The sequence below is a fragment of the Glutamicibacter sp. NPDC087344 genome (assembly GCF_044744225.1).
Taxonomy (GTDB): domain Bacteria; phylum Actinomycetota; class Actinomycetes; order Actinomycetales; family Micrococcaceae; genus Glutamicibacter.
Genome location: NZ_JBIUXY010000001.1, coordinates 285,574 through 304,748, shown reverse-complemented (window position 1 = coordinate 304,748; position 19,175 = coordinate 285,574). Strand labels below are relative to the sequence as shown.

Here is a 19,175-nt window from a genome sequence, read left to right as displayed (position 1 = left end):
CAATGGAATCCGCCCAGCGAACCGCCTTGCAAACCTATTCCCGTACCGCCGCCCGCAGCTCACGGCTGGTGCTCGGGCAATACTCCACCTCCTTCTCCCTGGCCTGCCGGATGCTGGATGCCGCCAGCGCGGCGCACATTGCAAATATTTACGCCCTGGTCCGGCTCGCCGACGAGGTGGTGGACGGAGTTGCCAGCCAGGCAGGGCTGAACCCGCAGGATGTCGGCGACTGCCTGGATGAATTGCAGGTCCAGACGGCCAAGGCCCTGCGCTGCGGCTACAGCACCAACCTCGTGGTGCACGCCTTTGCCCAGACTGCCCGGCACAATGCCATCACCAGCGAATTGACCGACCCGTTTTTCGACTCCATGCGCGCAGACCTGACAATCCAGCACCACAACGAGCAGAGCCTGCGAGACTACATCTACGGTTCGGCCGAAGTGGTGGGACTGATGTGCCTGCAGGTTTTTCGTTCAATGCCAGCGGCTCCCGCGGAAAACGCCCAGCAGGCGGAACTGTTGGACAATGCCGCGCGCAGCCTGGGTGCGGCATTCCAAAAAGTGAACTTCCTGCGCGATCTTGCCGCCGACAGCCAGCAGCTGCACCGGGTGTATTTCCCGAATGTGGATCCCGAGCACTTCACCGAATCCCAGAAACTGGCATTGGTGGCGGAAATCAACACCGACCTGGCACACGCCCGGGCAGGAATCCCGTATTTGGCCCCGCCCGCCGCCCGCGCGGTACTTATGGCCCATGAGATTTTTGCCCAGTTGAACCGGCAGCTGGCCAAGGTTCCCGCAGCGCAGCTGCTGCGCCGGAGAATCTCGGTCTCCACCCCGCGCAAGGCGTTAATCGCCACCAGGATTCTGGTGATGAGATCCCATGAACGGACACCGGCACCGGCGCAAGAACAGCAAACAGGGGGAACCCATGCAGCCTAAAGCCAAACGCGTGGTGGTCATTGGTGCCGGATTCTCCGGTTTGGCCAGCGCCGGCATCCTCGCCGCCCGCGGGCACCAGGTCACCGTGATAGAACGCCAGCAGCAGGTGGGTGGACGCTCGGGGAGGATTGAACGTGCAGGATTCCGTTTTGATACCGGCCCCTCGTGGTACCTGATGCCCGAAGTATTTGAACGCTACTACAACCTCATGGGGACCTCGGCCAGTGAGCAGCTCAGCTTGCGCCGGTTGCCGGTGGGCTACCGGACCTTTTTTGAACAGCTCACCGAACCGGTAGACGTGAGTCCCGGCGTTCAGGCACGTGAGCTGTTCGAGCGGCTGGAGCCAGGCAGCGCCGCAACGCTTGAAAAATATCTTGAGCGCGCCAAAACCAGCTACGTCCTGGCCTTGGAAAACTTTCTTTACACCGACTTCCACAGCCCCGGTTCCTTCCTGAAGCCCGGCTTGCTCAAACACCTGCCCCAACTGATCCCGCTGCTCGGAGGCAACCTGCACAACTACGTCGCCAAACGTTTCTCTCGAACACCCACACGGCAGATCCTGGGCTATCCGGCGGTGTTCCTCGGCTCCAGCCCTAGGCGGACCCCGGCCCTGTATCAACTGATGAGCCACCTCGACCTCACCGAAGGGGTGCTCTACCCCATGGGAGGATTCGCCGCCGTGGCGGATTCCATGGCGCAGCTGGCGCAAGGCTACGGGGCGCAGATCCACCTGGGCGCATCGGCCACCGGGATCATCACCGGCCAGTGCGCGGAGAGAAGTACTGCACGCGGTGGCGGACGCAAACCCGCGGTGCAAGCGGTTCGTTGGACCGATCGCCACGGAGAGGAGAAATTCACCAAGGCCGATTCGGTGATCGGCGCGGCAGACGCCCGGCACCTGGATTCAACCTTGCTCCCGGAAAGTTTGCACACCCACACCGCCACAAAGTTTTCCGCGGTGGACCCCGGCCCCAGCGCCGTGCTGGTGTGCCTCGGGATCGCCGGCACGTTGCCGCAACTTGAACACCACAACCTGCTGTTCACCGAGAACTGGGAGGAGAACTTCACCCGGATCGAGTTGGGCAAGCCGTTGGCCGAGGAAACCAGCATCTATGTCTGCAAACCCAGCGCCACCGACCCCCAGGTAGCACCCGAAGGGTGCGAGAACCTGTTCATCCTCATCCCGGCACCCGCCGCCGCGGCCTGGGGCAAGGGAGGGGCCGACCGCGAGGGGGATGAAGTTGTGGAGCGGATTGCCGACGCGGCCATCAAGCAACTGGCGAGCTGGGCGAAAATCGAGGACCTGCATTCACGAATCCTGGTGCGGCACACCATCGGGCCACAGGACTTCGCACACCTCTACGGAGCATCCCAAGGCGGCGCCCTGGGTCTGGCGCACACCCTGCGCCAAAGCGCCATGTTCCGACCCGCCAATCGCAGCACCACCGTCAGCGGGCTCTACTATGCCGGCAGCACCGTCCGCCCCGGGGTCGGGGTGCCGATGTGCCTGATCAGCGGCGAGCTGGCAGCCCAGGCCGTCGAGGGGAGCGGCAGCTTCGAGGCCCGGACTTCAACCAACAAAAACTCACAGTGGGCTGCCTCATGATCTACCTCCTCGTGTTGTTAGTGCTGCTTGGCTGCATGGTGTTGTGCGATGCCCGGGGCAAGCTGATGATTTTTCGGCACCCCGTGCGTGCACTGATCTGCCTGACGCTCGGTACCGGATTTTTTGTTCTCTGGGACGTGGTGGCGATTCGCCAGGGAATTTTTCTCCACCGGGACTCGCCATTGATGACCGGAGTGATGCTCGGAGACCAATTCCCGCTCGAAGAGCTCTTTTTTCTGCTCTTCCTGTGTTACTCGTCAATGATCGTTGTCACCGGAACCCCGGTTCTCGCAGCGTGGCTGCGCACCACCCGGTCGGGAAAGGGGAGTACCCATGTTTCTTAACTTAGGACTGATCTTTACCGCCGCCGCAGTGCTGGTGTTGGGTGCCGCCCTGCTCATCCGCAGGATTCCGCTGCGCCGGGTTGTTCTCCAGCTCGGTGTGGCCCTGGTTCTCATGCTGGGACTCACCGCCATCTTTGACAACGTCATGATTGCGGTGGGCCTCTTCGATTACGGCAAACACACCCTCTCGGGGCTGTATATCGGGTTGGCGCCCATTGAAGACTTTTTATATCCACTGTGCGCGGTGGTGTTGATGTCGGGACTGTGGTGGCTATGTGGTGCGGCACCCACTGCGTCTGAGCAGAAAACCACTGCATCCGCGGAGGAGTCCCATGATTAAAGAATTGTTGCTGACCTCTCGACCCATTTCCTGGGTGAACACCGCTTACCCCTTCGCGGTAGCTTACCTGCTCTCCGGCGGCGGGTTTGACTGGAAGCTGGTTCTCGGAACGATCTTTTTCCTGATTCCCTATAACTTGTTGATGTATGGGGTCAATGATGTATTCGACTATGAATCCGACCTGCGCAACCCGCGCAAGGGCGGGGTGGAAGGCGCCCTGCTCGATAGAAATTCACATATCCTGGTGCTGCGTTGCTCGCTGCTGCTGACCCTTCCGTTTGCGCTGGTGCTGTTTGTTGCCGGTTCCGCCGTCTCTGCGGTGGTTTTTGCCGTCAGCCTGTTCGCGGTTCTGGCCTACAGCGCTCCCAAACTGCGATTCAAGGAACGCCCTGGACTGGATTCGGTGACCAGCGCGGTGCATTTTGTCTCCCCAGCGGTGTACGGCTGGGTCCTGGGAGGTGCTGAACTTCAGGCGACTTCGTGGCTGGTGTTTGCCGCGTTTTTGCTGTGGGGGATGGCCAGCCATGCGCTGGGCGCAATCCAGGACATCATCCCGGACCGCGAAGCAGGGTTGGGCTCCATTGCCACCGTCTGCTCGGCGCGGGTGAGCCTTTACCTGGTGCTCGGAGCCTATATCCTGGCCGGGGTCGTGCTGTGGGTATCGCTGGACGGAGTGGCCGCGGCCACCGGGTTGCTGGCGCTTCCCTACATACTGAATGTGCTGCCGTACCTCGGCGTCACCGATGAAACATCGGGGAAGCTAAACACGGCCTGGAAGAGGTTTTTGTGGATCAACTACGTCTGCGGTTTCTTGCTGACGATGCTGTTGCTGCTGATGTGGTGGAACGGAGGAGCAATTGGGTTTTAGAACACTCAAGATCGATGGCGAGCCCGAAGCAGTGGCTGGCAACGCCTCGGGTACGGTGGAGAGCATGGACGTAATCCTGCTTTCCGAGACCGGGCAACCTATCGGCACATGTCCCAAAGAGCTTGTACACACCACCGACACCGCACTGCACCAGGCATTCTCCTGCCATGTCCACAATGCGCAGGGCCAGGTGTTGGTGACCCGCCGGTCACTGGATAAAAAAACCTGGCCAGGGGTATGGACCAATTCATTTTGCGGTCACCCACAGCCAGGCGAATCCTTCGAGCAGGCAATCAACCGGCACGCACAACGGGAACTGGGAATCCACGTCAGCAACCTGAAGCTGGTGCTGCCCGACTACCGGTACCGTGCCACGGACGCCTCGGGCATCGTGGAGAACGAATACTGCCCGGTGTTCACCGCCTTATTTGACGGCGAGCTGAACCCTGCACCGGATGAAGTGATGGACTTCGAATGGGTGGAACCTCTGGCGTTGGGCCGCTCGCTCGCGCAGACACCGTGGGCCTTCAGCCCATGGCTGGTCACGCAATCCGCGCAGATGGAGCTGTACGGACCGAGAAGCTGAGAACACCGCTGAGTTCAGGGAAAAAACGGGCAGGCTGCGGAAAACTTGAGGTTTTCCGCAGCCTGCCCGTTGCCTGTTCCTGGTTAATGCTGCGAGAGATACTCCAACGCGTCCTCACGGTCAGTGAAGTAGCGCGCGTTGATGGTTTCATCGAGTTCTGCCAGGGTGAACCCTGAAATCACTTCATCAACGAGGCTTTCGCCAAGGAACGCCAACCGGGTTGGACGCGCCTTGGTGGAGAGTACCTCCGCCACGCTGGGACAGACGTTACTCAGCCCCGAAATGTTAACCAACACACGGGCCGTATGGGCCCCTCCGCGGTGTTGGATGCTTTGCACAATCTTTTTGGTGTCCTCCGCATCAAGCCTGACGCCCGAGGCAAAGGTTACTTCGTATAATTGAGCGCGCAAACGTGTAATAGTCCACGTCTGAGCGGTGGAAGCGCCGATGCGTTCCTGAGCCACTAGATTCATATATCCCCATATGCTGAATTCGTCCGGGGGCCTCCGCCGATGATCACGAGTGCGAGTCAGAAAACCGGTGGAGTGCTCCCGAGTACCCCTAGTCTACTCATAACTGCTGTGGGATTGTGTCTGTTTCACTGAGCCGTTGATGTGATGTCCCCGCGCTTGGCTCACCCCCAGTGCCCGCAGCGTCTGCAATTGCGACTCCGAGGTGACCTGCACCGCGACACATTCAAGGTTCAGCGTGGCGGCCATGTCGGTGATGGCGCGCAATACCGCAATATTGGTGGGGTTTATCCCGATGTCCTCGGTCAGCGAGGAATCAAGGATCAATCCGCTCAGCGGAAGCCGCGAGAGATATCCCAGGGACGAATATCCCGCGCCAAACTGATCCAGATACAGCTCGATGCCAAGCTCGCGCAGCTGCTGCAGGCTGGGCAGCCCGCCTTCGTGGTCGGCTACGGACTGCGCCTCGGTCACTTCAAGGACTAACAGGGTCGGCGGAAACTCAAGCCTTTCAAGTTCCGCGGCAAGATCTGAGGCAAAACCAGCCGCGCTTAACTCCTGGTAGCTGACGCTCAGATGCAGCTTGCTGGTGTGCGCAATCTGTGCGCTGCGCCTGCGGTCGACAAAACTGTCCAAGGAACCGCGAAACATGCTGCTGCGTACCGCCGCAAGCAGGCCGGCCTGCTGAGCCAGGGAAATCACCGCTTCGGCCGGCAGGTTTTTATGGTGCGGGTGGTTCCAACGAACCTGCGCCTTGTAAGCCACCGGCTGATCGGTGGACAGCTGCGCAATGGGCAGAAACTCAGGGCAAAGTTCCTGTGTGCCCACGGCGTGGCGAAGCTCGGCGATCAGCCTCGATTTGGCCAGGCGTTCATCCAACAAGTGAGGTTCAAACGGTTGAGCCTTCTGCGTTCGTGAACGTTTCGCCGCATACATGGCGGTATCTGCCTGCTGCACCCAGAGATCCGCGTCCATGGTGGAATCCGCCTGCGCATACCCGATGCTCACCCCGGGATTGATCACAATGGAACCCAATAGCATCGGCTGGTTCAGTTCGGTTAAAAGACGTGCGGCAAACACCGGGGCATCGTCACCGGCCAGGTGAACCAGCAGCGCAAACTCATCGCCGCCCAAACGCGCCACGACGTCGGTATCACGCACCACCTGGTTCATCCGCCTGGTGAGTTCTTGCAACACCTGATCGCCCAGGTGATGGCCGTGGGTATCGTTGATGAGCTTAAAAGAATCCAGATCCAAGACAAAAAGCGTGCACGCCGGTTCTCCGCGGGAAATCGCGGCCAGCTGCGCGTCCAGCTGCCGCCGAAGCTCGGCCCGATTGGCCAAAGACGTCAGCGGATCGCTGTAGGCCAGCACCCGAAGCTGTTCGCTGGCGGACTCCAGCAACTCGGTGCGCCGGGCCACCTGCTCATCAAGCTGCCCGTACAGCTCCGAAAGACGCACCGACATCGCGTTGAATCCAACAATGATCGCGTCAATGCCATCACGTTGGGTGCTCGGTGCCAGATAGCTGCCGAAATCTCCGGACGCTGTTCGAAGGATCGCGTGAATGAGGTCTTTGATCCGTGGATCATCGGCCGAACCGCTCACTGGATTTTCCCTTCGTCCAACGGCCTGTGTCCAAGCCAACTCGAGTTTTAGCATAAATTGTTTGGAGATTACTGCAAACTGTCAGTAGCTTGAGAATACAGAGCTTGACCGGGAGGGAAATGCACGACCCGGGATAGAGTACGAGAATGTTCACTGCAATGGGGATTGCAGTTTGGCTCAATGGGGACTGTGAGCAGAAAAAAATTTAATGCCGACTCCCAGCACGCCCGGGCGCGGCCAACAGGAGAAGTGTTGAAACAAAAATCCCTCGTCCCTCTTTTAGGCGCCGCGCTATTTTTAGGCTTAACACCGGCAGCTCCGGCGCTGGCCGATGAGACCGTGACGGTCAGCCAGCCAGCGTCCACCAGCGACACCGGAGCCTGGGCTACCGTCTCGGTACCCGTTGCCAAGGGACTGACCCCGAGCGCACTGACCGGGCGCATCTCAACCACCGCAAGCGACGGGCAGCTGCAACTGCGTGTTGGCCAAAACACCATCAAAACCCTGCCGGTCAGCCAGGCTGGCACCTTTGAGGTGCCGTTGACCGGGAAAGAACCGGTAGAACAGGGAGCCCTGAACGTTTCGGTGCGTTGGCAGCCCGAAACCCGGCAGGGTCAATGCCTGAGCAGCGAACCCCAAGAGGTTCAGCTCTCCGAGGTTGCCGTGGACCTCAAGGGCCAGGCGACCGCCCCGCAATCGATCGCCGAGTTTTTCGCCGGCTCCCCGAAAACCGTTTCCGTCCACGCCGCGGACGAGGCAGCCGCCGCCGCATTGAGCGCCGTGCCGGCCCTCGCCGCGGCCTTCCCCAACTCCGAGGTTTCCTGGAACACCAAGGGGGCCGATTACACCATCGAGGTGGCGCTGGCCGACGAAGGCATGCAGCTGGCCCTGGATCAGGGCGGAACCGCCCTGCGCCTGAGCGGCAGCGCCGAGCAGCTTGCCAACCTGGACACCGTGATCCGCAGCCAAGCGGTCACCCTGGCCACCGGTCGCCAGGTCGACGCGCTGGCCACGCCGGCCACCGACGAACGCTGGGCCCCGGCGCAGGTGCTCAGCCTGGCCGACCTGGGCTCACCGGAACCAAAACTTGAAGGGTACGGTCAATCATCCGTCTACATCGGTGTGGATGAAGCCAACCTCGGCTCCAGCCTGGAAGGTGCGCAACTCCACCTCTCCGGAACCCATAGCGCCATCCCGGAAAACACCGCCGCCGCGCTGAATGTGTACTGGAACGACACCCTGGTTGATTCATTTGTGCTGGGTGAGGACACCACCGTGGACGCCGACATCCAGATCCCGGACTCACTGGTCAATTCCCGCAACGGCTTGCGCCTCCAGCTGGACGCCGCGGCGCAGGGAGCCAACTGCGCGGTTCCCGGCGCGCTTCCCGTCCAGCTGCACCTGGATGGCGCCAAAAGCACCCTGACCCCGCAGTATGGGGCGGGCAACACCTCCGGCTTCCAATTGCTCCCGCAGCGTGCCGGGGGAGAACTGGGCCTGGCGCTGGGGCAGAATGTTTCCGCCGCTACCGCAAACGAACTAGCTACCAGCGTTTTGGCCGCGCTGCAGCAGTCCAGCGCCGTGCCGCTGAAGGTGGAGAACCTTCAGATCGCCGACGTGGCCAGCTCGCCGTTGAGCACCGTGGTGATCGGCGCGGAGGCGTCGCTGGCCGATGAGCTTGGCGCGCCGTTGCGCTTGGAACGTTTTCGCACCATCGAATCCTCGGTGCTTGAAGCCGGGGTGGGCTCGGATACACCCTACGCGGCCCTGGAAGCCTTTGAGCATGAGGGACGCACCGTCCTGCTGGCCGGAAGCTGGTCGCCGGATGGCACCAGCCCGGATGAGCTCTACCAAGACCTCGCCACCCAGGTGACTCCCCAGGCCGGCGGCTGGGCGGCGCTCTCCCGCAACCTGCTGATTGCCCAAGACTCGGCGAAGCCGGTGCTGCTGGAAAGCAACGCGCTGATCCCGCAAAAATCTGTCACCGACGACTACCGGGCCTACGCCTGGTGGGCCGTGGGAGGCGTGATCGCCGTGATCCTGGCCGGGGTGGCCGGAACACTTGCTTACCGCCGGAGAAACGCCCGGGCCAAGGCGCAAGCAACCGCTGAAGCCCAGGCCGCCAACGGATCAACCGACGCGTCCTCCAGCACCCTAGATGAGCACTAAACTCAGACCTGCCCCGCGCGGCGCTGCCCCCACCGTGCTGCGCCGCGCCTGGCGGCTGCTGGATGTGCCGCCACAGGTGCGCCAGGTTCCCGGCTCCGTGCTGGTTGCGGTGATCGCCGGGCTCGTGGGGTTGGCCGCCAGCTGCGTCACCGTACCCCAGGGCTGGGCCCTGGCCTACTCCGATGCCCAAAGCCACCTGACCATTGCCCGGCGTGTGATTGACTCCATGGCCCCGGGTTTCGAACAGCTTGGCACCGTGTGGTTGCCGGTGCCGCACCTGTTGCTGATCCCGCTGGTGGCCATCGACCCGCTGTTCCACACCGGGTGGGCCGCGGCCCTGCTGGGAAGCGCCGCACTGGCCGGAACAGCGGCCGGGCTGTACCGCATCGCCGCCAGGCTCGGTGTCGGCCGGGCCGGGCGGCTGGCTTTACTGGTGCTGCTGCTGGCTAACCCCAGCGTGCTGTACCTGTACACCACCGCGCTGACCGAACCGGTGCTGCTGTTGTTCCTGGTCGCGGCGCTGGCCGGGCTGAGCCGCTGGGCCCTGGAATCACGGCGGATGAGTGCCGGAGAATTGGCGGTTTTCGCCGGCATTCCCACCGCCGCCGCCATGCTCTCCCGCTACGAGGGCTGGATGCTGGCGCTGACCGGCACCATCTTTGTCTGCGTGGTGACCGCACGCCGAACCCGTTCGCTGCGCCAGGTGATCATCATGGCCGCCGGCTACGCCTGGATCCCGGCCGTGGCGGTGTTCTGGTGGCTTGCCTACAACTGGGGAATCTACGGGAACCCGCTGGAATTCATGTTCGGCCCCTACTCGGCCAGCGCCCAGCAGTCATCCATCAGCACCAGCGGCCTGCTGCCCACCAAGGGAAATCTTGGACTCACCCTGGTGACCTTCCATTCCTCGGTGTTCGGAACCGCTGGCCTGCTCATGATCATCCTGGCCGCCGCCGGCATGCTGATCGCCGCCTACCGGTGGCGGTTGCAGACACCTGGTTTGGTGCTCTGGCTGACCAGTAGCGCCTACGCCTTTGCGGTGCTGAGCATGTACCTGGGGCAAACGGCCATCAACAACGCCAACTCGCTGCCCAGCACCTGGTGGAACAACCGTTTCGCCATGACGGCGCTGCCCTTTTTCCTGCTGGCGGCCTCCCTGAGTGTTGATGCCGTGGCAAGCTGGCTGACCCGCAGCACAACGCACGGCCGCATCCCCACTACCACGCTGCGCGCCGGTGCGGCCGCGGCCTTGGGCGTCGCGGTGGTGCTTCAAGCCGGATGGTGGGCTACCGGTCCGGTAGACCGTGCCCCGGTGCTGGCCGAGGCGGTGATGAGCGCCGAATCAACCACCTACTCCAGCGAGGCCGCCCGCTGGCTGGCCGAACACTATGACGGCGGCGGATTGCTGATAGACGAAAGCGCCCGCGGCAACGCCATCATCCCCTTGCTGGGAATGGATATTTCCCAGATCTACCTCAGGGCCTCCGGCGAACGGTTTACCCAAGCCTTGAAGAACCCGGCGGCCAACGCCCGGTGGGTCCTGCTGAACGTCGAGGAGGAAGGTGCGCCCATCAACTCCGGCCCCGTGGACCTGGTAGACCAAGCGTTCACCGCTCATCCCTCGGCGCGGGCCAGTTACCGTACCGTCTACACCTCCCCGACACACGCGGTGCTGCAAAGGATTGACCGATGAATGTGCCACACAAACCGCTCGGACAGCTCCTGGTTGAACAGCAGCTGGTGGACCAGGCAGATGTTGAGCAGGCGCTGGAAGACCAAGCGCGCGAGGGCGGGCTGCTCGGTCGCCACCTGCTGCTTGCCGGAGCGGTGAAACGCCGTGACATGTACCGCGCGCTCGCCGATCAGTGGGGCACCAGCCTGGTGGACTTGGTGGAGGACCCGCCGCAACCGGACCTGTTGGCGGGACTCGACCATGAATGGGCGCTGTCATCCGGTTGGTTGCCCTACCGGCAGGCCGCCGGGCACACGGTGATCGCCACCAGCGTCACCCCGACCAGCGAGCTGCTTCAGGAGGCGCGGACGATGCTGGGCACCCCGGTGCAGGTGGTGGCCACCACCGACTGGGATATTCAACAGGCCTTGCAGGCATCATTCCGCCGCGAGATGCTGTACGACGCGGCGGACAAACTCTCGGTGGAGGACCCGGCGCAGTCCGCCAAGGTGGCGCTGACCCCGTGGCAGATGATTGTGCCGCTGATCCTTGCCGCGGTGTGCGTGGCCGGACTGATCATCAACCTCCGGCTGACCCTGATTGTGGTGCTGTGTGTGGCGAACATCAGTTTCGCCACCAGTATCCTGTTCAAGACCCTTGCCAGTGTCAACGCCCCCATCCAGCGCGCGCGGCGCGCCTTGGCCGCCCAAAGCCTGCAACGGTGGCGTGAACGTTTAGGCGTGCAGATTCCAGCACGCGGGCGGATCCCGGATGAAGACCTCCCGGTCTACACCATCTTGATCCCGGCCTTCCACGAGGCGAATATCATCGGCAAGCTCATCGAGAACATCGGTTCATTGGATTACCCGATGTCCAAACTCGAGGTGCTGTTGCTATTGGAGGAAGACGACCAGGAAACCATTGCCGCGGCCAAGGCCGCGGCGCCGCCGGCGAATGTGCGGATCCTGGTGGTTCCGCGAGGAGTCCCGCAGACCAAACCACGCGCGTGCAACTACGGATTGGCCATGTCCAACGGTGAATTTGTGGTTATTTTTGATGCGGAGGACCGCCCGGAACCCGACCAGCTGCGCAAGGCCATCGATGCATTCCGTGAAGATGAACGAATGCGTAACCAGGTCGATCCGAACGCTCGGCCGCTGATCTGTGTACAGGCGGCGCTGAACTACTTTAATGCCGAGCACAACGTGCTCACCCGGATGTTCGCCGTGGAGTATTCACACTGGTTCGATTCGATGCTTCCGGGCCTTGAAGGAACCGGGATTCCGTTGCCGTTGGGCGGCACCTCCAATCACTTCCGGGCCCGGGAACTGCGCGAGCTCGGCGGCTGGGACCCATGGAACGTCACCGAGGACGCGGATCTGGGGCTTCGGGCCAGCGTGCGCGGCTACCGGGTGGGAATCATCAACTCCACCACCTGGGAAGAGGCCTGCTCAAAGGTTCCGGCCTGGATCCGGCAGCGAACCCGCTGGATCAAGGGTTATATGGTGACCGCGGCGGTGAACATGCGTCACCCGTGGCGTTTTGTGAAACGCACCGGACTGGGCGGGGCCGTGGGCATGATCGGATTGATTGCCGGAACCCCGCTGGCTTTCCTTTCGTATCCGTTGGTGCTGGCTTTCACCCTGGTGACCTATGTCGGCGTTCAATTCATCGGGCTTGATCTTCCCGGATGGTTGCTGACGGTGGGGTGGGTGACCATGATATTTGGCAACGCGATGATGATTGTGGTCTCCGCGGTGGTGTCCTGGAAACGTTATGGCCTGCGAGTAGCGGCCTTCGCGTTGTTGAATCCCGCCTACTGGGTGCTGCACTCGATTGCCGCCTGGCGGGCGGCCTATCAGATGGTCCGCACACCACATGTGTGGGAGAAAACCCCGCACGGTTTGGATGAGGACGAAGAATTTCTGGCCGGCTGAGGCCCCGGAAAACTCGAGCGGGAACACCAAGACCCCATCGGCTGCGCAGTGTCCGTAAACGGACGTGCGGTGAGCCGGTGGGGTCTTGGGTGTTATTCAGGGGTGCCGGATGACGGTTACACGAAACTTTCGGTGCCTTCGATGGTGTTCATGAAGTGATCCATGAAGTCGGCGAAGTCGTTGGCATCAATTTCCTGGTCGATCACGGCGGCCACCGACACGGCATCATCAAGCTGCAGATCAATGGTGGGGCGCAACGGGATGGAGAAACGGAAGACCCGACCGGTGGAGGTTGCCACCTCGTACTCGCCGTCGTTGAGCAAGGCGAGCTGATTGACGTTGGTGTTATTGATGGTGATGGCGTTTTCGGAAGCGGTCAGGTTGCTGGAGTTGACCGGGGCTAGGACCAGCTCGGCAGGCTGCCGTCGATAACCGATCACCTTCAGGCCCCCGGAACCGGCGACGCCGGTTCCCGCTACCAGGTTGTAACTGGCGAAATTAGGGATCTGAGAGTCGAAAACGCGGTGCAGTCGCGCTTTAACGTGCTCGGTCGGATTCTCGGCTGGGCTTGTGTCCATAGCTCTTACTCTACTAAGGATTACCTACAATCTGGGTATAGAAAGTGCTTGACCACACGAAACTCTCAGGTGAACGACTCGAAACTGAAACGTAGTGGTCGGTAGCGATACGAAATGTTTCCTTCTGTTTATTCGTCGTTGTGACTTCTCCGTGCAACGGTGAAGGTCCATGGAATAGGGCTCAGGATGTGGCGTTGCACCGCGGCTGCAGACGCTTAGTGGGAGGTGCCCCGCGGATGTCTCTGGTAGTAGTGCCGCTGAGATTGAATCGGTGCGACTTCACGGACTGAGAACTACCCAAAACAGCTTTCGTTGGCTTGTTCAGTTCGGTCGCGTGGCACAGTACCGCGCTTCTTGGGTGCATTTGAACAATCTGATCAGTGCCTTCGGCAACAATTTTGTGTCACCGGCTTGTCACGGGTTACCCAATTGGTCATATTGACTCCTAGAATGGGGTTTTATGAGCCAAGATTCCAGCCCGGACATTAAGCCACGGTCTCGTGCAGTGACCGATGGCATCCACGCTGCTCCGTCGCGCGGCATGCTGCGCGCGGTTGGCATGGGGGATGAGGATTTCGCCAAGCCGCAGATTGGCATTGCCAGTTCGTGGAACGAAATCACCCCCTGCAACCTCTCGCTGAATCGTTTAGCGCAGGGCGCCAAGGAAGGTGTCCACGCCGGCGGCGGGTTTCCCATGCAATTTGGCACGATCTCCGTCTCGGACGGCATCTCCATGGGCCATGAGGGAATGCATTTCTCCCTGGTGTCCCGCGAGGTGATTGCCGACTCGGTGGAAACCGTGATGATGGCCGAGCGGCTTGACGGTTCGGTCCTGCTGGCCGGCTGCGATAAGTCGCTGCCTGGCATGCTGATGGCAGCCGCGCGGCTGAACCTGTCTTCGGTGTTCCTCTACGCCGGGTCCATCATGCCCGGATGGGTGAAGCTTGAAGACGGCACGGAAAAAGACGTCACCCTCATTGATGCTTTTGAAGCGGTCGGCGCGTGCGCGGCCGGCAAGATGAGCGAAGGCGACTTGGAACGTATTGAAAAGGCCATCTGCCCGGGCGAGGGAGCCTGCGGCGGAATGTATACCGCGAACACCATGGCTTCCATTGGAGAAGCGCTGGGTATGAGCCTTCCCGGGTCCGCCGCGCCACCCTCGCCGGATCGCCGGCGTGATTCGTTCGCCCACCGTTCGGGCGAAGCGGTAGTCGAGCTGTTGCGTCGCGGAATCCGCGCCCGCGACATCATGACCCGAGAAGCTTTTGAAAACGCGATCGCGGTGCTGATGGCGTTCGGCGGCTCAACCAACGCCGTTCTTCACTTGCTGGCCATTGCCCGCGAGGCCGAGGTGGAACTGAGCCTGGATGACTTCAACCGCATTGGGGATAAGGTGCCGCACCTGGCGGACCTGAAACCCTTTGGCCGCTACGTGATGAATGATCTGGACCGCATCGGCGGGGTCCCGGTGGTCATGAAGGCCTTGTTGGATGCCGGGTTGCTGCACGGAGACTGCCTGACCGTGTCGGGGAAAACCGTGGCGGAGAACCTGGCGGAGATCGCTCCGCCGGATCCGGATGGGAAGATCCTGCGCGCCATGCAAGATCCAATCCATCAAACCGGCGGTATCACCATCCTGCACGGTTCGCTGGCTCCGGAAGGCGCCGTGGTGAAATCCGCGGGATTCGATGCGGATGTTTTTGAAGGCACCGCGCGGGTTTTTGAACGCGAACAGGGTGCCTTGGACGCGCTGGACCGCGGTGAACTGCAGGCCGGGGACGTGGTGGTGATTCGCTACGAAGGCCCCAAGGGCGGTCCGGGAATGCGCGAGATGCTGGCCATTACCGGTGCCATCAAGGGCGCAGGTTTGGGCAAGGACGTGTTGCTGCTGACCGATGGCCGCTTCTCCGGAGGCACCACGGGATTGTGTATCGGGCACGTGGCCCCGGAAGCGGTGGACGGCGGACCGATTGCATTTGTTGAAAATGGGGACAGGATCCGGGTGGATATCCAGGCGCGCACCTTTGACCTGTTGGTCGACGAGGCCGACCTGGAAGCCCGCAAGGTCGGGTGGAAGCCGTTGTCGGCCAAATTCACCTCCGGTGTGCTGGCCAAATATGCCAAGTTGGTGAATTCGGCGTCGACCGGCGCTTACTGTGGGTAAACACTAGAAGCAGTGGATTTGTCCGTGTGTGGGCGTGTCATGCGTCCACACCATGGACATCCATCTCATATAATGAGATGGCACGGGGTGCAAGTTGATCTTTGCCGTGAGGTGGAGAAAGATAAGTTACATGCAAATATTTATCGATGTTCTACTAGTTATCGGGCGCGGAGCCTGAGACTTGCTCTGGAAACAGGCAGAGCATCGGTGACGCGCAGCCCCCTTTCGTCAGAAGTGACGGCCGTGGGGCGTTTTTTATGCGCAGATGAAGAGATAGAAATGGAAAGGATCCAGATGAGCAACTCCTCACCCGCCAATCCGGCGTCGGTTGCGAAGTCAATCAGTCGACCCAAGGATGCCGCCGCCGCTGTCTCTTCCGTTGTGGAAGCTTCGAACCCGGTCCAGGGTCCGAACAACATCGTTGCTCCCACACAGATGACGGGCTCACAAGCCATCGTCCGCTCGCTGGAAGAATTGGGCGTCAAGGACGTCTTCGGATTACCAGGTGGGGCCATCCTTCCCACCTATGATCCACTCATGGACTCGACCAAGGTTAATCACATCCTGGTCCGTCATGAACAGGGTGCCGGCCATGCCGCACAGGGTTACGCCATGGTCAGCGGAGAAGTTGGCGTCTGCATCGCTACCTCCGGGCCGGGCGCAACCAACCTCGTCACCGCACTGGCGGATGCCAACATGGACTCAGTGCCCATGGTGGCAATCACCGGCCAGGTCAACAGCGCCTTCATCGGCTCTGACGCGTTCCAGGAAGCCGACATTGTCGGCATCACCATGCCGATCACCAAGCACGCTTTTTTGGTGACCGACCCCGAGGATATTCCACGGGTCATGGCCAGCGCGTTTTACCTGGCCCAGACCGGCCGTCCCGGCCCGGTGCTGGTGGACATCACCAAGGATGCCCAGACCTCGCAGATGACCTTCTCGTGGCCTCCCAAGGTCGAATTGCCTGGTTACCGTGTGGTGACCCGTGGGCACAACAAGCAGTTGCGAGAAGCTGCCAAACTGATCGCCGGCGCAACCCGTCCGGTGCTCTATGTGGGCGGCGGCGTCATCAAGGCCGACGCACACGAAGAACTCAAGGCATTTGCCGAGTTCATCAACGCCCCGGTGGTCACCACCCTGACCGCTCGCGGCGCGTTCCCGGATTCACACCCGCAGCATGTGGGTATGCCCGGTATGCACGGGGCCGTGTCCGCGGTGACCGCCTTGCAGCAGTCCGACCTGTTGATCACCCTGGGTGCGCGCTTTGATGACCGAGTCACCGGTGTGCTCTCCTCGTTCGCTCCGAACGCCAAGGTGATCCATGCGGATATCGACCCCGCGGAAATCTCCAAAAACCGCGTGGCTGATGTCCCCATTGTGGGCTCGCTGGATGAGATCATTCCTCAGCTCTTCGAGGCCTGCGAGGCACGGTTTGAAACCGAACCGCAGCAGGATCTGTCGAACTGGTGGTCGCTGCTTAGCCGCCTGCGCGAAACCTACCCGATTGGCTACACCGAGACCCATGACGGCCTCTCCGCCCCGCAGCACGTCATCCAGCGGATCGGTGAACTCACCGGTCCGGAGGGTGTCTACGTTGCCGGTGTGGGACAGCACCAGATGTGGGCCGCGCAGTTCGTGAAGTACGAGCGCCCGCGTTCCTGGCTGAACTCTGCCGGTCTTGGCACCATGGGGTACTCGGTACCCGCCGCCATGGGCGCCAAGGTTGCCCAGCCGGAGCGTGCAGTGTGGGCCATTGACGGAGACGGCTGTTTCCAGATGACCAACCAGGAGCTTGCCACCTGCGTCATCAACAACATCCCCATCAAGGTCGCGGTCATCAACAACTCTTCGCTGGGCATGGTCCGCCAGTGGCAGACCCTGTTCTACGACGCACGCTACTCGAACACGGATCTGAACACGGGCCACGGCACCGCGCGCGTTCCGGACTTCGTGAAGCTGGCGGATGCCTACGGCTGCGTGGGGCTGCGCTGCGAACGCGACGAGGACATTGACGCGACCATCCAGAAGGCGTTGGAAATCAACGACCGTCCGGTGGTTATCGACTTTGTGGTCTCCGCCGACTCCATGGTGTGGCCAATGGTCCCCGCCGGAGTGAGCAACGACCAGATCCAGATTGCCCGGGGCATGACCCCGGAGTGGGAAGAGGAAGACTAGAACATGGCAAAACACACGCTGTCCGTACTGGTCGAAGACGTACCGGGTGTCCTCACCCGAGTTGCAAGCCTCTTCGCCCGCCGTGCGTTCAACATCCACTCGTTGGCCGTGGGTCCCACGGAGATCGAGGGAATCAGCCGGATGACCGTGGTGGTCGACGCCGAGGGGGACTCCCTGGAGCAGGTCACCAAGCAGCTGAATAAACTGATCAACGTCATCAAGATCGTGGAACTGCTGCCGGATACGTCCGTGCAGCGCGACCACATCATGGTCAAGGTCCGCGCGGATGCCAGCACCCGCTTGCAGGTCACCCAGGCGGCGGAGCTTTTCCGTGCCTCGGTGATCGACGTGGCCACCGACTCGCTGGTCATCGAGGCCACCGGCAACGCGGCCAAGATTGAAGCGCTGCTGGCGGTTCTTGAACCGTTCGGCATTCGCGAGATCGTTCAGGCCGGCACCCTGGCCGTGGGCCGCGGCGCCAAGTCGATGAGCGACCGGGCGCTGAAAACCCTTTCGGCCTAGCGCCGATTCGTGTCCGAAGCAGCCTAGTTCATGACTTCTTCGGACACGAACATCACATTTCATAAAACATGGCACCACACTTAAAGTAACTGCTGGTGCCTGAACCAGAATTTCCTTTTTCGAAACACACAAGGAGCAACTCACATGGCTGATTTGTACTATGACGACGACGCAGATCTCTCGATCATCCAGGGCAAGAAGGTAGCCATCATTGGTTACGGTTCCCAGGGCCACGCGCACGCACTGAGCCTGCGCGACTCGGGTGTCGACGTAACCGTGGGCCTGGCCGAGGGCTCCAAGTCCCGCGCCAAGGCTGAGGCCGAAGGCCTGAAGGTTGCCACCGTATCCGAGGCCGCCAAGTGGGCCGACGTCATCATGATCCTGACCCCGGATCAGGTCCAGGCCAAGGTTTACGCTGACTCGATCGCTGAGAACCTGGAAGCAGGCAATGCCCTGTTCTTCGGTCACGGCTTCAACATCCGCTTCGGCTTCATCCAGCCGCCAGCCAACGTCGACGTTGCACTGGTTGCTCCAAAGGCTCCGGGCCACACCGTGCGCCGCGAGTTCGAAGCCGGCCGTGGCATCCCTGACCTGATCGCTGTGGAGCAGAACTTCTCCGGCGCCGCCAAGGAACTGGCACTGTCCTACGCAGCAGGCATCGGTGGCACCCGCGCAGGTGTCATCGAGACCACCTTTACTGAAGAGACCGAAACCGACCTGTTCGGTGAGCAGGCTGTACTGTGCGGAGGCACCTCGCAGCTGGTTCAGTACGGCTTCGAGGTTCTGACCGAAGCTGGCTACAAGCCAGAGATCGCTTACTTCGAGGTTCTTCACGAGCTGAAGCTGATCGTTGACCTGATGTGGGAAGGCGGCATCGCCAAGCAGCGTTGGTCGATCTCCGACACCGCTGAGTACGGCGACTACGTCTCCGGCCCACGCGTGATCACCCCAGAGGTGAAGGAAAACATGAAGGCCGTTCTGGCTGACATCCAGTCCGGCGCTTTCGCTCAGCGTTTCATGGATGACCAGGCCAACGGCGCCAAGGAATTCCTGGAACTGCGTGCCAAGGGTGAAGCACACCCAATCGAGACCACCGGTCGCGAGCTGCGCTCGCTGTTCTCGTGGATCTCCGATTCCTCCAGCGATGACTACGTTGACGGTTCGGTAGCCCGCTAAGCGGTTCTAGAAATCG

The 19,175-nt window shown here is 61.4% G+C and carries 16 protein-coding genes; 13 read left to right on the top strand and 3 right to left on the bottom strand.

What is annotated here, in order from left to right:
- Positions 1 to 2: 2 nt before the first annotated feature.
- From ACIOWL_RS01290 to idi, 6 genes are read left to right on the top strand one after another with little or no spacing between them, the layout of a single operon-like run.
- Positions 3 to 941: a phytoene/squalene synthase family protein gene (locus ACIOWL_RS01290; protein ID WP_400380680.1), complete on the top strand. Its 939-nt coding sequence runs from the start codon at positions 3 to 5 to the stop codon at positions 939 to 941.
- Complete coding sequence (gene crtI, locus ACIOWL_RS01285; RefSeq protein ID WP_400380677.1) at positions 931 to 2,547, top strand: phytoene desaturase family protein; 1,617 nt, start codon at positions 931 to 933, stop codon at positions 2,545 to 2,547. Before ACIOWL_RS01290 ends, crtI begins: the two co-directional genes overlap by 11 nt.
- A complete protein-coding gene (locus tag ACIOWL_RS01280) occupies positions 2,544 to 2,891 on the top strand; it encodes a lycopene cyclase domain-containing protein (protein ID WP_400380674.1) in 348 nt (115 codons plus the stop codon). The genes crtI and ACIOWL_RS01280 overlap by 4 nt, the downstream gene beginning before the upstream one ends.
- Complete coding sequence (locus ACIOWL_RS01275) at positions 2,881 to 3,231, top strand: lycopene cyclase domain-containing protein (protein WP_400380671.1); 351 nt, start codon at positions 2,881 to 2,883, stop codon at positions 3,229 to 3,231. The genes ACIOWL_RS01280 and ACIOWL_RS01275 overlap by 11 nt, the downstream gene beginning before the upstream one ends.
- The gene (locus ACIOWL_RS01270) at positions 3,224 to 4,099 is read left to right on the top strand and encodes a prenyltransferase (protein ID WP_400380668.1); all 876 of its coding nucleotides are present in this window, start codon (positions 3,224 to 3,226) and stop codon (positions 4,097 to 4,099) included. Before ACIOWL_RS01275 ends, ACIOWL_RS01270 begins: the two co-directional genes overlap by 8 nt.
- Positions 4,089 to 4,685: an isopentenyl-diphosphate Delta-isomerase gene (idi, locus tag ACIOWL_RS01265; RefSeq protein ID WP_400380665.1), complete on the top strand. Its 597-nt coding sequence runs from the start codon at positions 4,089 to 4,091 to the stop codon at positions 4,683 to 4,685. Before ACIOWL_RS01270 ends, idi begins: the two co-directional genes overlap by 11 nt.
- 83 nt (positions 4,686 to 4,768) lie before the next feature.
- Here the strand turns inward: idi and ACIOWL_RS01260 are convergent, their stop codons facing one another.
- Together ACIOWL_RS01260 and ACIOWL_RS01255 are read right to left on the bottom strand one after the other, a co-directional pair.
- Positions 4,769 to 5,158: a hypothetical protein gene (locus tag ACIOWL_RS01260; RefSeq protein ID WP_400380663.1), complete on the bottom strand. Its 390-nt coding sequence runs from the start codon at positions 5,156 to 5,158 to the stop codon at positions 4,769 to 4,771.
- A gap of 93 nt (positions 5,159 to 5,251) precedes the next feature.
- Positions 5,252 to 6,763, bottom strand: coding sequence for a putative bifunctional diguanylate cyclase/phosphodiesterase (locus ACIOWL_RS01255; protein WP_400380659.1), 1,512 nt, complete (start codon positions 6,761 to 6,763; stop codon positions 5,252 to 5,254).
- A gap of 252 nt (positions 6,764 to 7,015) precedes the next feature.
- On the opposite strand from ACIOWL_RS01255, the gene ACIOWL_RS01250 reads away from it, so the two are divergent.
- The 3 genes from ACIOWL_RS01250 to ACIOWL_RS01240 are packed head-to-tail and all read left to right on the top strand — an operon-like array spanning position 7,016 to position 12,541.
- On the top strand, positions 7,016 to 8,932 hold the full coding sequence (locus ACIOWL_RS01250; RefSeq protein WP_400380657.1) for a cellulose biosynthesis cyclic di-GMP-binding regulatory protein BcsB: 1,917 nt from the start codon (positions 7,016 to 7,018) through the stop codon (positions 8,930 to 8,932).
- Entirely contained in the window at positions 8,922 to 10,625 is a 1,704-nt protein-coding gene (locus ACIOWL_RS01245; protein WP_400380655.1) for a hypothetical protein, read from the top strand. Before ACIOWL_RS01250 ends, ACIOWL_RS01245 begins: the two co-directional genes overlap by 11 nt.
- Positions 10,622 to 12,541: a glycosyltransferase gene (locus ACIOWL_RS01240; protein ID WP_400380652.1), complete on the top strand. Its 1,920-nt coding sequence runs from the start codon at positions 10,622 to 10,624 to the stop codon at positions 12,539 to 12,541. The genes ACIOWL_RS01245 and ACIOWL_RS01240 overlap by 4 nt, the downstream gene beginning before the upstream one ends.
- Before the next feature lie 116 nt (positions 12,542 to 12,657).
- Here the strand turns inward: ACIOWL_RS01240 and ACIOWL_RS01235 are convergent, their stop codons facing one another.
- Complete coding sequence (locus ACIOWL_RS01235) at positions 12,658 to 13,119, bottom strand: hypothetical protein (protein WP_400380649.1); 462 nt, start codon at positions 13,117 to 13,119, stop codon at positions 12,658 to 12,660.
- A gap of 460 nt (positions 13,120 to 13,579) precedes the next feature.
- Between ACIOWL_RS01235 and ilvD the strand changes: the two genes are divergently transcribed.
- From ilvD to ilvC, 4 genes are all read left to right on the top strand, one after another.
- A complete protein-coding gene (gene ilvD, locus ACIOWL_RS01230) occupies positions 13,580 to 15,283 on the top strand; it encodes a dihydroxy-acid dehydratase (RefSeq protein ID WP_400380647.1) in 1,704 nt (567 codons plus the stop codon).
- Positions 15,284 to 15,577: 294 nt separating this feature from the next.
- Positions 15,578 to 17,461, top strand: a complete 1,884-nt coding sequence (locus tag ACIOWL_RS01225) for an acetolactate synthase large subunit (RefSeq protein WP_400380644.1) — start codon at positions 15,578 to 15,580, stop codon at positions 17,459 to 17,461.
- A gap of 3 nt (positions 17,462 to 17,464) precedes the next feature.
- The gene (gene ilvN, locus ACIOWL_RS01220) at positions 17,465 to 17,983 is read left to right on the top strand and encodes an acetolactate synthase small subunit (RefSeq protein ID WP_400380641.1); all 519 of its coding nucleotides are present in this window, start codon (positions 17,465 to 17,467) and stop codon (positions 17,981 to 17,983) included.
- 144 nt (positions 17,984 to 18,127) lie between these two features.
- A complete protein-coding gene (gene ilvC / locus ACIOWL_RS01215) occupies positions 18,128 to 19,159 on the top strand; it encodes a ketol-acid reductoisomerase (RefSeq protein WP_400380639.1) in 1,032 nt (343 codons plus the stop codon).
- Positions 19,160 to 19,175 lie beyond the last annotated feature (16 nt).